Source organism: Synechococcus sp. WC10meta (genome assembly GCF_047461475.1).
Genome location: NZ_JANSHF010000002.1, coordinates 66913 through 81515 on the forward strand (window position 1 = coordinate 66913; position 14603 = coordinate 81515).

General features: G+C 59.9%; 11 protein-coding genes. 7 read left to right on the plus strand and 4 right to left on the minus strand.

Going from position 1 to position 14603, the window contains the following annotated elements; genetic code table 11:
* Positions 1 to 8: 8 nt before the first annotated feature.
* Positions 9 to 2303 (plus strand): phosphoribosylformylglycinamidine synthase subunit PurL, encoded by a 2295-nt coding sequence (gene purL / locus NW804_RS01675; protein ID WP_414422699.1) that lies wholly within the window; start codon positions 9 to 11, stop codon positions 2301 to 2303.
* A gap of 9 nt (positions 2304 to 2312) precedes the next feature.
* Here purL and trxB read toward each other — a convergent pair whose 3' ends face one another.
* Positions 2313 to 3731, minus strand: coding sequence for a thioredoxin-disulfide reductase (gene trxB, locus NW804_RS01680; protein ID WP_414422700.1), 1419 nt, complete (start codon positions 3729 to 3731; stop codon positions 2313 to 2315).
* Between the two features lie 283 nt (positions 3732 to 4014).
* Between trxB and glnA the strand changes: the two genes are divergently transcribed.
* From glnA to NW804_RS01695, 3 genes are all read left to right on the plus strand, one after another.
* A complete protein-coding gene (gene glnA / locus NW804_RS01685) occupies positions 4015 to 5439 on the plus strand; it encodes a type I glutamate--ammonia ligase (RefSeq protein ID WP_414393151.1) in 1425 nt (474 codons plus the stop codon).
* 258 nt (positions 5440 to 5697) lie between these two features.
* Complete coding sequence (locus NW804_RS01690; protein ID WP_414420244.1) at positions 5698 to 6237, plus strand: hypothetical protein; 540 nt, start codon at positions 5698 to 5700, stop codon at positions 6235 to 6237.
* A gap of 73 nt (positions 6238 to 6310) precedes the next feature.
* Positions 6311 to 7036: an SDR family oxidoreductase gene (locus tag NW804_RS01695; RefSeq protein ID WP_414420245.1), complete on the plus strand. Its 726-nt coding sequence runs from the start codon at positions 6311 to 6313 to the stop codon at positions 7034 to 7036.
* A gap of 227 nt (positions 7037 to 7263) precedes the next feature.
* Here the strand turns inward: NW804_RS01695 and recR are convergent, their stop codons facing one another.
* Positions 7264 to 7863: a recombination mediator RecR gene (recR, locus tag NW804_RS01700; protein WP_414393157.1), complete on the minus strand. Its 600-nt coding sequence runs from the start codon at positions 7861 to 7863 to the stop codon at positions 7264 to 7266.
* A 4-nt stretch (positions 7864 to 7867) separates the two neighbouring features.
* Positions 7868 to 8197 carry a YbaB/EbfC family nucleoid-associated protein gene (locus tag NW804_RS01705; RefSeq protein ID WP_414411018.1) on the minus strand — a complete coding sequence of 110 codons (330 nt, stop codon included), beginning with the start codon at positions 8195 to 8197 and terminating at the stop codon, positions 7868 to 7870.
* A gap of 165 nt (positions 8198 to 8362) precedes the next feature.
* On the opposite strand from NW804_RS01705, the gene pyrE reads away from it, so the two are divergent.
* Together pyrE and malQ are read left to right on the plus strand one after the other, a co-directional pair.
* Entirely contained in the window at positions 8363 to 8977 is a 615-nt protein-coding gene (gene pyrE / locus NW804_RS01710; protein ID WP_414405508.1) for an orotate phosphoribosyltransferase, read from the plus strand.
* A gap of 83 nt (positions 8978 to 9060) precedes the next feature.
* The gene (gene malQ / locus NW804_RS01715) at positions 9061 to 10689 is read left to right on the plus strand and encodes a 4-alpha-glucanotransferase (RefSeq protein WP_414420246.1); all 1629 of its coding nucleotides are present in this window, start codon (positions 9061 to 9063) and stop codon (positions 10687 to 10689) included.
* Here malQ and thrS read toward each other — a convergent pair.
* On the minus strand, positions 10667 to 12478 hold the full coding sequence (gene thrS / locus NW804_RS01720) for a threonine--tRNA ligase (RefSeq protein WP_414393164.1): 1812 nt from the start codon (positions 12476 to 12478) through the stop codon (positions 10667 to 10669). The two genes, malQ and thrS, sit on opposite strands and share 23 nt — an antisense overlap.
* A 172-nt stretch (positions 12479 to 12650) precedes the next feature.
* On the opposite strand from thrS, the gene NW804_RS01725 reads away from it, so the two are divergent.
* Positions 12651 to 14363, plus strand: a complete 1713-nt coding sequence (locus NW804_RS01725) for an HD domain-containing protein (RefSeq protein ID WP_414411412.1) — start codon at positions 12651 to 12653, stop codon at positions 14361 to 14363.
* Positions 14364 to 14603: the final 240 nt, after the last annotated feature.

Sequence of the window (14603 nt, forward strand, 5' to 3'; positions counted from 1 at the left end):
TGGTGCCTATGCCCCCTACCCCTGAAGAGCTGAAGCTCCACGGCCTCTCTTCCCAGGAGTATCAACAGATCCAACAGCAACTGGGCCGGGATCCCAACCCCACCGAGCTGGCCATGTTTGGGGTGATGTGGTCGGAGCACTGCTGCTATAAGAACTCTCGCCCTCTGCTGAAGAACTTTCCCACTGCGGGCGAGCGGGTGGTGGTAGGGCCGGGGGAAAATGCCGGCGTGGTGGATTTGGGGGATGGGGACTGGCTGGCCTTTAAGATCGAGTCCCACAACCACCCTTCAGCCGTGGAGCCCTTCCAGGGGGCGGCCACCGGCGTGGGGGGCATCCTACGCGATATCTTTACCCTGGGCGCCCGCCCCATTGCCCTGCTCAACTCCCTGCGCTTTGGGCCGCTGACGGATCCCCGCAACCGCCGCTTGATGGCCAGAGTGGTGGAGGGGATCGCCCACTACGGCAACTGCGTGGGAGTGCCCACGGTGGGGGGGGAAGTGGCCGTGGATCCCTGCTACAGCGGCAACCCTCTGGTCAACGTCATGGCTTTGGGGCTTTTGGAGACGCCAGCGGTGGTGAAGTCGGCAGCGCAGGGGGTGGGCAACCCTGTCTTGTATGTCGGCGCCACCACCGGGCGGGACGGGATCCGGGGGGCCAGCTTTGCCAGCGCCGAGCTGAAAGAAGATGCGCACCAAGACCGGCCAGCCGTGCAGGTGGGGGATCCCTTCCTCGGCAAATGTCTCATCGAGGCCTGCCTGGAAGCCTTTGCCACAGGAGCAGTGGTGGCCGCGCAGGACATGGGCGCTGCCGGGATCACCTGCTCCACCGCGGAGATGGCGGCCAAGGGAGGGGTGGGGATCCGCTTCGACCTCGACCGGGTGCCGGCCCGGGAAAGCGGCATGGAAGCTTGGGAATACCTCCTTTCGGAGTCCCAAGAGCGGATGCTGCTGGTGGTGCAGAAAGGCCGGGAAGCAGAGGTCATAGAGATCTTCCACCGCTGGGGCCTGCAGGCCAGCGTGGCTGGGGAAGTCATTGCCGAGCCGCTGGTGGAGATCTGGCACCAGGGATCCTGCGTGGTGCGAGTGCCGGCGCGGGCCTTGGCGGAGGATACCCCTGTATACGTCCGTCCCGTGTTGCCAGAGCCGCCAGAGTATGTGCAGGCAGCCTGGCAATGGGATCCCAGTACCCTTCCCCCCTGCGACCGGCAAGGGATCCACCTACCCCAGAAAACGCTGGCGTGGGAGCAGGTGCTGCTACAGCTTTTGGCAAGCCCCACCCTGGCCAGCAAAGCCTGGATCTATCGCCAGTACGACCACCAGGTGCAAAACAACACCGTCCTTTGGCCGGGACAGGGAGATGCGGCAGTCATCCGCATCCGCCCCCAAAAATTTGGCGTAGGCGAGGTGCCACCCCTGCAGGCTTCCCGCAAGGCGATTGCCGCCACCGTAGACGGCAATGGTCGCTGGGTGTACCTGGATCCCTATGAGGGGGCCAAAGCTGCGGTGGCCGAAGCCGCCCGCAACCTCTCCTGCGTGGGGGCAGATCCCTTGGCCGTAACCGACAACCTTAACTTCGGCAACCCGGAAAATCCGGTGGTGTACTGGCAGTTGGCCCTGGCCTGTCGGGGGATTGGGGATGCCTGCCGCACCCTGGGCACGCCGGTAACCGGGGGGAACGTCTCCCTCTACAACGAGAAGGGATCCCAGGCCATCTACCCCACTCCTGTCATCGGCATGGTGGGTCTCATTTCGGACTTGAAATTCATCTGTGGCCAGGGGTGGCAGCAAGAAGGGGATCTCATCTACCTCTTGGGATCCCAGGCCGTCACCAGCCTGGGGGGGAGTGAGTACTTGGCGGTCATTTACCAGAAAGTTACAGGCCGGCCCGCGCCGGTGGATCTGGAACTGGAAAGGCAGGTGCAAGCGGCCTGCCGCCACGGCATTCGGCAGGGGTGGGTGCGCTCTGCCCACGACTGCAGTGAGGGGGGACTAGCCGTGGCGCTGGCGGAAGCCTGCCTCAGCGGCGGACGAGGAGCCAAGATCTGGATCCCCTCTCCGTCTACCCGTTGGGATCTAGCTCTCTTTGGCGAGGGATCCAGCCGCATCCTCGTTTCCGTCGATCCAGCCCAGCACTCTCCTTGGGAAGCCTACCTAGAGTCGCAGCTTCCCCGCCAGTGGCAGCTTCTAGGACAGGTGGGCGGGCCCGCGGATCCCTTGGTGGTGACTACTGCAGAAGGGGATCCCGTGTTGTCGGTCTCTTTGGCAGCTCTACAGGCCGCCTACTCCAGTGCCTTTGCCGACTAGCTGGATAGACTAGGCTGATTCGGACAAGTTGGCTTGGATCACCTCGCGGTAGTGGGACTTGGGCTTGACGCCCACCACCTGGGCCACCAGCTCCTTGTTTTTGAAAAACTGCACCGTTGGCGTACAGGTTACCCCGCCGGCCTCGGCAATCTCCGGCTCCTTCTCGATATCGATCTCCACCACGTGCAGCTTGTCGGCAAACTCTTCGATGACCTTGTTCAGGATTGGCTTGAGGGCATGGCAAGGGGTACAGGTGGGAGCCGTGTACTTGACCATCAGCAGGCGATTGCTCTCATGGTAAAGCCGCCGCAGGGCATAGCCCCCTTCATGGCAAGTTTGGTTGAAGTCGAGGTCCTCTTGCACCTCCTGCTCAAAACCGGCCTCCTCGACAGCGGAGCCTCCCGCAGGCTCTACCTCGACAGCAGAAGCAAGTTCCGGCTGGCTCGGCGGGACAACGGGATATTCCTGAGCTAGACCTCGCTCCGAGAGCCAGCGCTCCGCCAGCATGGCTGCCATACAGCCGGTGCCGGCAGCGGTGATGGCCTGACGAAACTCGTGATCTTGCACGTCCCCAGCGGCAAATACCCCCTCCACACTGGTGGCTACAGAACCGGGGCGGGTGACAATGTAGCCAGCTTCATCCAGCTCCAGTTGCCCCTTGAACAAGTCCGTGTTGGGTTTGTGGCCAATGGCGTAGAATACCCCCCCTACCGCCATCTCCTGCAGCTCGCCGGTCTGGTTGTTGCGCACCCTCACGCCCGTCAGGCGCTGGCCGTCGCCCAGAACCTCTACCACCTCCGTGTGCCAGTGCACCGTAATCTTGGGGTGGTTGAGCACCCGCTCTTGCATGGCCTTGCTGGCCCGCATCTTGCCACTGCGCACCAGCATATGGACATGGGATCCAAACTTAGTTAGGTAGGTGGCCTCCTCACAGGCGGTATCGCCACCGCCAATCACCACCAGTTCCACTCCCCTGAACATGGGCATGGCCCCATCGCAGACAGCACAGGCCGACATGCCCCGGTTCCAGTAGATCTCCTCTCCAGGCAGGTGCAGGCGCTTGGCCATAGCCCCGGTGGCAATAATGAGGCTGTGGGTGCGCACTTCCCGTTCGTCAGAGCGGACTACAAAAGGCCGCTGGCTGAGATCCACAAAGGTGACATCCTCGGCGTACAGCTCCGCCCCCCACCGCTGGGCCTGAGCCCGCATGTTCTTCATCAGTTGGGGGCCGCTGATGCCCTCGGGAAAGCCCGGAAAGTTCTCCACCTCGGTGGTGGTCATCAGTTGCCCACCCGGGATCCCGCCCACTTGAAACCCCTCGAACACCACCGGCTTTAGGTTGGCACGCCCAGCGTAAATGGCCGCAGTCAACCCAGCAGGGCCCGAGCCAATAATGACCACATTCTCAACACGACCTTGGTTTGTCATTGCTCTATCTCTCCTTCTGCAACGGAACTGCTAAGTCAAACTCGTAATGACTACGCTTTAGCCTAACACGATTCCGCCGCCTCAAGGAGGCCAGGGCTTGTCAGTTTCATTTTCGTTCTCCTGCAGACTGCCGGTGAGCTGCTCTTTGACGAAGGGAAGGCTGGAACCAGGTCATCTTTGTATCAGAAGATACAAAAAGCTGGTGTCGGCCTTTCTAGGATGGGTGAGCGCTTTCGGCCTGTCTTAGTTTCAACCGCAACCCAAGTCAAGTTAGGAGAAAGGCATGGCATCCACCCCACAAGAAGTGCTCCAAATGATCCACGACAACAATATCCAGATGGTGGATCTCAAGTTTGTGGATCTCTTTGGCACCTGGCAGCATGTCTCCTTCCACTCTTCAATGCTGACGGAGCAAGCTTTTAGCGAAGGGCTGCCCTTTGATGGCTCCAGCATCCGGGGCTGGAAATCCATCAACGAGTCGGACATGTACATGGTGCCAGACCCCAAAACGGCCTGGATCGACCCCTTTTTCCAAGTGCCTACCCTCAGCCTCATCTGCAACATCATTGAACCCCGCACCGGCCAGCCCTACAGCCGTTGTCCTCGGAGCCTAGCCATGCGGGCTGTGGCTTACCTGCAATCGACAGGCATTGCCGATACGGCTTACTTTGGGCCCGAGGCGGAGTTTTTCATCTTTGAAGATGTACGGTTTGACCAAACTCAGAACGCCGGCTACTACTTCGTCGATTCCATTGAGGGCCGCTGGAACTCAGGCCGGGAGGAGAAAGGGGGCAACCTGGGCTACAAGCCGCGCTACAAAGAAGGCTATTTCCCTGTGCCGCCCACCGATGCCCACCAAGACCTCCGCACCGAGATGTTGCTAACCATGGCCAAGTTGGGGGTGCCCATCGAAAAGCACCACCACGAGGTGGCCACTGGCGGGCAAGGAGAGCTGGGCTACCGCTTTGCCGACCTGCTCACCTCTGCCGACTACATGATGATTTACAAGTACGTGATCCGGAACGTGGCTCGCAAGCACGGCAAGACGGTGACGTTCATGCCCAAGCCCCTCTTCAACGACAACGGCAGCGGCATGCACACGCACCAGTCTCTCTGGAAAGACGGCCAGCCCCTCTTCTACCAAGAAGGCAACTACGCGGATCTCAGCGAGATAGCTCTCTACTACATCGGCGGCCTCCTCAAGCATGCACCAGCCCTTCTGGCTTTCACCAACCCCACCACCAACTCCTACAAGCGCCTGGTGCCTGGGTTTGAGGCGCCGGTAAACTTGGCCTACTCGCAGGGCAACCGCTCCGCAGCCATTCGGATTCCGGTAACGGGCAAAAACCCCAAGGCCAAGCGGCTGGAGTTTCGCTGCCCAGATGCCACCTGCAACCCTTACCTTGCCTTCTCGGCTATGCTGATGGCTGGCTTGGACGGGATCAAGAACAAGATCCACCCCGGCGAGCCTCTCGACAAAGACATCTACGATCTGGAGCCGGAGGAGCTAGCCAAGATCCCCTCCACGCCCGGATCCCTGCTGGATGCTTTGGAAAGCCTGCAGAAGGATCACGACTTCTTGTTGGAGGGGGGCGTCTTCACTGAGGATCTCATCGAGACCTACATCGAGTACAAGATCGACAACGAGATCAACCCCATTAACCTGCGGCCTCACCCCTACGAGTTTGCCCTCTATTTCGACGCCTAATCGAGGTTTTCATCTAAAGCATTAGTTCTCGACCAAGGCTTTTGAACAGGATCCCTTCTTGCTGGAGGGATCCCTTTTTTGTGCCTGCTATGGTACTCTGGGTGGGGGTGCTGAGTTTACAAACTCAGGGGGGTTTGGATGGAATGGCTTATAGCTCTTATTATTTGTTTAGGCCCTCTGGCGCTTATCTATCTGGGGCATACCTATCTAGAGAAGTGGCGTCGAAAAGCCTTGGAGCGGGTAGCCAGGAGGTTGGGAATGTCGTTTTCGGCGGAGCTACCCGAAGGGATCCGATCCCGCTTGCTTCAGGCTGGCTTTTTCCAACGAAGCGGCGCTCGTTTCTACAACTCGATGTTCAAACGACTGAACGATGGAACCGAAATCGCCATCTTTGACTACAGCTGGAAGGATTCCAGAAGAAGAAGAAATTATTACTTGTCTGTTTTCTGGGCCTATTGCGAAGACCTACGGCTACCTCGTTTTCGGCTGCGCCCAGAAGTTCCCTTGTTCGACGACGTTGCTGAAGCTTTTGGCATGCAGGATATCAATTTCGAGAACCATCCCGACTTTTCTCGCCGCTACCTTTTGCGCGGAGAAGATGAGGCTAAGATTCGCCTGCGCTTCCATCCCAGTTTCCTCAACTTCTTGGAGCAGCATCCTCCTTGTTATGCGAAGGGATTCGGGCCGCAGCTTGTCATTTGGCGGGATTACCCACCACTGGAGACTCCAGAAAAAATGGCAGACTGGCTGCGCTTTGGGGAAGAATGGGTGCAGCGACTGCGGTTGCGTCGCGTTTAGGCTCCCTCGTCTTCGGCACTCAAGCAAGGCTGATCCCCAGGTATGATGGGGGAAAGAGTTTAAGAAACGTGAAGTGTCTCCGTTGTCCCAGGCAGTTGTTCTCGTGACAGGGGCCACAGGGGGAATTGGCAGTGCCCTTGTGCCTCTCTTGGCCCAGGCCGGAGCCCATCTAGTGCTGGCGGCGCGGCGAGAAGGGCCCCTGGCCACCTTGGCCGAGAAAGCAGTAGCTCTTGGGGCTGCTTCTGGAGTAGGGATCCCCACGGATGTAACCGACTACGCCCAGGTCGAGGCGCTGGTGACCCAAACGCTGCAGAGGCACGGGCGGATCGATGTGCTGATCAACCTGGCCGGCGCCGGCATCCTCAAACCTGCCCCGCAAATTACCCCCGCTGACCTGGAGCGGATGCTGGCGGTCAACCTCAAGGGCAGCTTCTACACCAGCCAACTGGTGGCCAACGCCATGCGGGAGCAGAAGTCCGGCCATATTCTCAACTTCCCCGGCATTCTGGGTCGCCACCCCATGGCCATGGCCTCGGCTTATTGTGCTGCCAAATTTGGCGTGGTCGGCTTTACCAAGTGCATGGCCGATGAGCTAAAGCGCTTTGGGGTGCGCTTTACCCTGTTTTACTTTGGCGGCATCGACTCGCCCTTTTGGGATCCCATCAGCCTCAAGGTGCAAAGGGACAAAATGCTCAGCCCCGCCACGGCTGCCGAGGCCATTCGCTTTGTCCTCACCCTGCCGGCCAATGCCGTGCCCAATGAGGTAGTGCTGCAGCCAGAGAGCCATCAGTTCCTCTAAGGCTTGCCGAGAGCACCTCCAGGCTAGAGGTGGGATCCCTGCTGGCTAACTTGGCAAGGCCCCTCTTGGCTGGGGGGCTAGAGAGCTACTTGCGGCTATTTGGGCAGAGTGTTTAGCGCCACCACCCGCCTCCCGGAACGCCTTGCCAGCTCTGATCCTATCTAGGAGAGTTTGGATCCTGGGCTTCACCGACTAGCTCCCCAGCCAGTCCTTCCGGCAGCCTGCTGCTACAGCTCCTGCCGCGCTTCCAAGGCTCGGGCCAGGGTAACCTCGTCGGCATACTCCAACTCCGATCCCATGGGCAGGCCAAAAGCTAGACGAGTCATGCGCAGGTTGGGGGCAACCGGCTTCAGGTAATCTTTAACCACATGCATGGTGACCTCCCCCTCCACACTGGGGCTGAGGGCAAAAATGAGCTCCTGGGGCTTCTCCCGCGCCACCCGTGCCACCAGTTCGCGAATGCGCAACTGCTCAGCCCCGATCCCATTCATGGGCGAGATCAAGCCCCCCAATACGTGGTAGAGACCCTTAAACTCGCGCGTTCGCTCTACGGCGATGAGATCCCTGACATCGGCCACCACGCACCAGAGCAGTCGGTCCCGCTGGGGGGAGCGGCAGATCTCGCAGGGATCCTCTGCCGACCAGTTAAAGCAGATGGAGCAGTGCTTAACGGTTTGCTTGGCTTCCAGCAGGGCCTGGGCCAGGGCCTCGACCTCGTGGGCGGGCCTGTTGAGCAAGTGCAAGGCGAGCCGCTGAGCGGTTTTGGAGCCAATGCCGGGCAGGCGCTGTAGCTCCTCGATTAGGCGAGCCAAAGGGCGAGTGTACACAGGACTAGCCCAGCCCCGGCAGGCTGATACCCGCCGTCAGTTCCTCCATGCGCTTGCGCATCGTCTCAGCCGACTGGGTGTAGGCATTCACCATTGCCGTCAGCAGCAAGTCCTCCACCACATCCACTGGCTCCTGGAGGACTTGGGGATCTATGGACACCTTAAGGGGCTCCTGGTTGCCGTTGACCGTCACCTTCACCAAGCCATTGCCGGCCTCGCCAACAATTTCCATTTCTTCTAGCTCTTTTTGCAGCTTTTGGGCGCCGTCGCGCACCTCTTGAGCTTTTTTGAGGGCTTCCTGAATCTTGCCAAAGGGTCCAAAGCCTCGCGTCATGGGATCCTCGTAGTTGAGAGACTCTGCTGTTCTACTCTACTCCTTTCCTTCCGTTGGTAAAAGTACCTGCCCTTCCAGATTGGATCGGGCTTCTTTGTTGGGCTGCCGTCTTCGGCTATCGTTTATCGTTGCAACGGGTGCAGTGGAAAAACTTGGATCCCTGCTGTGTTGTTACTGGAGTGTTCCCCCTTAAACCTTTCCCCGGCTGAGGCGCGGGAGAAATTGCTCTATTTGCTGGCACAGCTGGCCTACCGCGAGGGATCCTTTACCCTCACGTCCGGGCGGCAGAGCTCCTACTACATCAACTGCAAGCCGGTCACCCTCCACCCCCAGGGGGCCTACCTGGCTGGATCCCTGCTTCATCGGCTATTGCCTCCTGAAACAGCGGCGGTTGCTGGGATGACGCTGGGGGCAGATCCCCTGGTGACGGCAGTGAGCTTGGCTTCTCTTTATGCCCAGCCGGCTAACCTAGCAGCCCTGATTGTCCGCAAAGAGCCCAAGGCTCATGGCACCCAGGCCTGGATCGAGGGGCCAGAACTGCCAGCCGAGAGTCGAGTGTGGATCTTGGAGGATGTCGTCACTACGGGTGGCTCTGCCCTCAAGGTTGTAGAGCGGGTACGCGCGGCAGGCTATCGGGCAGAAGGAATCCTCGCCTTAGTCGACCGGCAGGAAGGGGCAGAAGCTCGCTTTTGCCAGATGGGGATTCCCTTTCGCCGCCTGTTTACTCTCGAAGAGGTGCGGGCTTGCCACCGGGCTGTCGGTCAAGGCTTGAGGAGCTAGCTTGGGCGTGCGGGGACTTTCCATCAAGCTGCAAAAGTGACAGCATAGGCGGTGGAATACCTTTTGGGCAAAAAGGCACAGCCATGCGCAGGGGCAGACTCAGTGGGATCCTCTTGCACCCCACTTCGCTGCCGGGATCCTTTGGCATTGGCGACCTGGGGCCGGCTGCTTATCGGTTTGTGGATTTTCTGGTAGAAAGCGGCCAGCGCCTCTGGCAGGTGCTGCCTCTGGGGCCCACTGGCTGGGGCAACTCCCCTTACATGAGCTTTTCTGCCATTGCCGGCAACCCGCTGCTGATTAGCCCGGAGCTACTGGTCGAAGCTGGCTGGCTGGAGGCCAACGCCTGGGAGGATCTGCCCCAGTGGCCGGCCATCCAGGCGGGGGATGCTGAGCGGGTGGACTACGGGATTGTCATCCCCTTCAAGCTGGGTCTTTTGCAGCGGGCCTGGGCCACCTTCAAGGAAAAGGCTAGCGCTGCTGACTGGGAAGCCTTTCACGCCTACTGTGCCGAGGAGGCGGATTGGCTACCGGACTACGCTCTCTTCATGGCTCTCAAAGAGGTGTATGGCGAGCAAGAGTGGACTCAGTGGCCTCCAGCCCTAGCCCAGCGGGATCCCCTTGCTCTCCAGGAGGCCCGCGACCGCTACGCCGACGCAGTCACCCGCCAGATGTTTTGGCAGTATCTGTTTGCCCAGCAGTGGAGATCCCTAAGGGAGTATGCCCACCAGCATCAAGTGCAGCTCATTGGCGATGTACCCATCTATGTTGCCGCCGACAGTGCTGACGTGTGGGCCAACCGGGAGCTGTTTCAGCTCGATGAAGAGGGGCGGCCCCTATGGGTAGCCGGCGTCCCCCCCGATTACTTCAGCCCCACTGGGCAGCGCTGGGGCAACCCCCTCTACAACTGGGAGGTGCTTAAGGCTCGCGGCTACGACTGGTGGATCCGGCGCATCCAGGCCATCCTCAAGCAGGTGGACTATGTGCGCATTGACCACTTCCGCGGCTTCGAGAGCTACTGGGCTATTCCCAGCAAGGCAGAAACGGCGGTGGAAGGCGAGTGGCAAAAGGGACCGGGAGCGGATTTCTTTCAGGCGTTGGCCGACAAGCTGGGGGAAATTCCAATCATTGCCGAAGATCTAGGAGGAGAGATTACGCCAGAGGTGGTGCAACTGCGGGATCAATTCAGCCTGCCCGGCATGAAGGTCCTGCTGTTTGCCTTTGGCGCCGGCCCCGACAACCCCCACCTGCCCCACAGCTACGAGCGCAACTTCGTCGTCTACACGGGTACCCACGACAACAACACCATAGTGGGTTGGTTTGAGGATCCGGATCGCCCGGAGTGGGAGAAGCAGAACCTGCTGCGCTACCTGGGCTGCCAGGGATCCGCTGGCATCCACTGGGATCTCATCCGCCTGGCCCTTGCTTCCGTGGCCGATTTGGCCATTATTCCCCTCCAGGACGTAATGGGCTTGGGGGCAGAGGCGCGCATGAACTTTCCCGGCAGAGCCGAAAACAACTGGGCCTGGCGCTACCGCGAGGAGATGCTGCGCCCAGAGCTGGCCCAGCGGCTGGCCGAGATGAGCGTGACCTATGGACGCATCTCTCCCCATGATCTAGAACAACGGCGGGCGGCCCTGGCCCAGGAACGGGCGGCTGCAGCAGCCCCAAGAAGCCATTCCCAGGCAGGTTCTACTCAAGCGCTTGCGCCTTAGCCAGGAACTCAGCCACTGTCAGGGATCCCAGGTCTTTTCCGTGGCGCTGCCGCACGCTTACCGTGCCGGTTGCCTGTTCTTGTTCTCCCACAATAAGCATGAAGGGGATCTTGGCCTTCTCGGCATTGCGGATCTTTTTGGGCAGGCGCTCGCTGTCGGCATCGATGTGGACGCGGATCCCGTGCTCCCGCAGCTGATCCCGCACCTGGATGGCATAGCCCAGGTATTGGTCGGAAACGGGCAAAATGCGCACCTGTTCCGGCGCAAGCCAAAAGGGAAAATCCCCCGCATACTCTTCAATGAGGATCCCGATGAGCCGCTCCAGCGAGCCAAAGGGAGCGCGGTGGATCATTACCGGCCGCTGCCGGGATCCGTCTTCAGCTATGTAGTACAAATCAAAGCGCTGCGGGTTTTGGTAGTCTACTTGCACCGTGCCCAACTGCCACTCCCGATCCAGCGCGTCGCGGAAGATAAAGTCCAGCTTCGGCCCGTAGAAAGCTGCCTCTCCGATCCCTTCAAAATAGGGCATCGACAACTTCTCCACAGCACGGCGAATGGCATTTTCAGCCATGTCCCATTCTTCCGGCGATCCCAGATACTTGTCAGACTTGGGATCGCGAAAGCTGAGGCGGGCACGGAAATTCTTGAGTTTGAGCTTGTCGAAGACTACCAGAATTAGATCCACAACATTGAGAAACTCCTCCTCCAACTGATCGGGCCGGACAAAGAGATGGGCGTCGTCCACCGTAAAGCCGCGAACGCGGGTCAGGCCCCCCAGTTCCCCCGACTGTTCGTAGCGATAGACGGTGCCGAATTCGGCATAGCGCAGCGGCAAGTCGCGGTAGGATCGCAGCTCCGATTTGTAGATCTGGATGTGAAAAGGACAGTTCATCGGCTTCATGACAAAGCCTTGCTCTGCCGCCCGCGCTTCCTCGCTTTCTGCCATCAGGGGAAACATGTCTTCCCGATACTTTTGCCAGTGGCCGGAGATCTTGAACAAATCCACGCGGGCAATGTGGGGGGTGACCACTGGCAAGTAGCCCCGCTTGAGCTGCTCTTGCTTGAGAAAATCCTCCAGCACCCAGCGCAGAAGGGTTCCCTTGGGAGTCCAAAGGGGCAAGCCCGGTCCCACCTCGTCGGAAAAGATAAATAGCCCCAGCTCCCTGCCCAGCTTGCGGTGATCCCGCTGCTTGGCCTCTTCCAGCCGCCGCTTGTATTCCTTTAGCTCCTCCGGCGTCTCCCAGGCCGTGCCGTAGATGCGCTGTAGCTGAGGCTTGGTTGCATCTCCCCGCCAGTAGGCGCCGGCCACGCTGAGCAGGTCAAAAGCCTTGGGGTTGAGCTCGTTGGTGTTTTCCACATGGGGGCCAGCACAGAGATCCCACCACTCGTCCCCCAGGTGGTAGATGGTGATTGGCTCGCCTTCGGGGATGCTCTCAAGGATCTCCAATTTGTAAGGTTCGCCAAGAGCCTCGATGCGGCGTCTAGCTTCTTCTCGAGTCACCTCCTCGCGGATCACCGGCAAGCCTTTTTTGATAATGGCCTGCATCTCCTTTTTGATGCGCTCCAGATCTTCTGGCGTGAAGGGCTCGGGGTGGTCGAAATCGTAGTAGAAGCCGTAGTCGGTTGTCGGGCCGATGGCTACCTTCGCCTTGGGAAACAGCCTCTGCACCGCCATAGCCATCACATGGGAGGTGGTATGGCGAATGCGCTCCAGCTTGGGAGACTCCTGAGTACGCAGCAGCTTGAGAGGACTACTGGCCTGTTGAGGCGATTCGGCTGGTCGAGACATCGGAACCCGCGGTAACAACTTCGTACTTAATCTTAGGCTGAGGCAAGGGCAGCCCCAAGGAGGACAACCAACAGCTGGCTGGCTGAGATGCCCTTAAAGCCAGCGGTTGACCAAGAAAAAGGGGCAAAAGCGCACAGTATTCTAGAAGTGTTGCCACCCCTACCTTCGCTTCATGAGCCTCTCGCCTGCCAACCTCGCTACACGCTCTGCGGCCTCTGAACTGAAGCCGCTCTCCATTGCAGACGCGGGAGCTGCCCCCGTCATAGCCGCCATCGATGTGGGCAGCAACTCTCTGCACATGGTGGTGGTGCGCATCAACCCCCACATCCCCAGCTTCACCATCATCTCCCGCGAAAAAGCCACCGTCCGCCTGGGGGAGTTTTGCAGCCAGACAGGTGCCCTTACGCCTGTTGCCATGGAACGGGCGCGGACGGCTCTGGAGCGGTTTTGCCGCATTGCCGAAAGCTTTCAGGTGCAGGATATTGTTGCGGTGGCCACCAGTGCCGTGCGCGAAGCCCCCAATGGGCCGGAGTTTTTGAAGCGGATTGAGCGGGAGCTGGGCCTGCGGGTGGAGCTCATCTCAGGGCAGGAGGAAGCCCGCCGCATCTACCTGGGCGTGCTCTCGGCCATGGAGTTCCACAACCGGCTGCACGCGGTGGTGGATATCGGTGGCGGCTCCACTGAGCTGATTTTGGGCAACGGCCAAGAGCCGGAGTTTCTGCGCAGCATCAAGGTGGGAGCGGTGCGCCTGACCCAAGCTTTCCTGCACCACGACCCGCCTACGGCTGGTGAGCTGCAGGCGCTGCGGCAGCATATTCGCGGCATGTTGGAAGCTCCCATCGAGCAGATGCGGCGCATTGTCGAGTCGTCCCCCCAGGCGGGATCCCTGGCCTTGGTGGGCACCTCCGGCACCGTGGAGTGCCTGGCCCAGTTGGATGCCCGCCGCCGCCTGGGCGATCCCCCCACTCGCCTGCACGGGTACAGGTTTAGCCTGGAAGCCCTGCGCGGCTACATCAAGGAGCTGCGCTCCCTCACCGTGGCCGAGCGGCAAAAGCTACCTGGCCTAGGGGAAAGGCGGGGAGAGATTATCCTAGCTGGGGCGGTCATTTTGGAGGAAGTGATGACCCTGCTGGGGGTGGAGCAGATCCAGTTTTGCGAGCGGGCCTTGCGGGAAGGGCTGATCGTGGATTGGATGATCAGCCAAGGGTTAATTGAAGATCGGCTGCGCTACCACAGCTCGGTGCGGCGGCGTAGCGTCCTCAAGTTGGCAGAGAAATACCAAGTCGAGATCCCCTATGCCGAGCGGGTGGCAGAATTTGCCCTCAGCCTTTTCGATCAAACCCGTGGCATCTTGCACGGCTGGGGATCCCGGGAGCGAGCTCTCCTCTGGGCGGCGGCCATGCTGCACAACTGCGGCCACTTCATCAGCCATGCCGCCCACCATAAACACTCCTACTACCTCATCCGCCACGGGGAACTCTTGGGCTTCAACGAGGAAGAGGTGGAGGTGATTGCCAACCTAGCCCGCTACCACCGTAAGTCGCCCCCCAAGAAGAAGCACGAGAACTTCCAGCGCCTCACCAACGAGCGGGATCGCCAAGTGGTACTGGAACTTAGCCCCTTGCTGCGCATAGCCTGTGCTCTTGATCGCCGCCGCCTGCAGGCCATCCAAGCGGTGCACTGCCGTTTCCAGCTTTTGGGAGAGGGCCCCCGCCGCATGGAGCTAATTTTGGATCCCAAGCATCCCAACGACGACTGCGCCCTAGAGCTGTGGAGCTTGAACGAGAAGAAAAAGGTCTTCGAGCAACAGTTCAAGCTGCAGGTAATTCCCAAACTGTCCACCCAGATCCAGCCCAGCGCCGATCCCTTTGAGGTAGCCGTCTAGCCAGGGAGTACATTCTGCACAAGTAGACTCAAGACTTGGCTCTACTCAGACTGTTGGAATTGGCGACAGTTGGAGGGTCTGCTGATTACGGCAAAAATTTGTGGGTGTGGATTTCACTTCCATGGCGGCTGGGTGGGATCTATCTGGGCTCGGCTCCACTAAGTGCTCGTCTCTATCGGCCCAGAGTGCTTGAAAGAATCCCTGCTTTCGAGGGGGCTGACTTACTCTCACGAGGCAGCA

Excerpts from the sequence above, each read along its gene's own strand:
- NW804_RS01705 (WP_414411018.1), bottom strand. The coding sequence starts at position 8,197 with ATGACGCGAGGCTTTGGACCCTTTGGCAAGATTCAGGAAGCCCTCAAA.
- NW804_RS01725 (WP_414411412.1), top strand. The coding sequence starts at position 12,651 with ATGAGCCTCTCGCCTGCCAACCTCGCTACACGCTCTGCGGCCTCTGAA.
- thrS (WP_414393164.1), bottom strand. The coding sequence starts at position 12,478 with ATGTCTCGACCAGCCGAATCGCCTCAACAGGCCAGTAGTCCTCTCAAG.
- malQ (WP_414420246.1), top strand. The coding sequence starts at position 9,061 with ATGCGCAGGGGCAGACTCAGTGGGATCCTCTTGCACCCCACTTCGCTG.
- NW804_RS01690 (WP_414420244.1), top strand. The coding sequence starts at position 5,698 with ATGTCGTTTTCGGCGGAGCTACCCGAAGGGATCCGATCCCGCTTGCTT.
- purL (WP_414422699.1), top strand. The coding sequence starts at position 9 with ATGCCCCCTACCCCTGAAGAGCTGAAGCTCCACGGCCTCTCTTCCCAG.
- trxB (WP_414422700.1), bottom strand. The coding sequence starts at position 3,731 with ATGACAAACCAAGGTCGTGTTGAGAATGTGGTCATTATTGGCTCGGGC.
- glnA (WP_414393151.1), top strand. The coding sequence starts at position 4,015 with ATGGCATCCACCCCACAAGAAGTGCTCCAAATGATCCACGACAACAAT.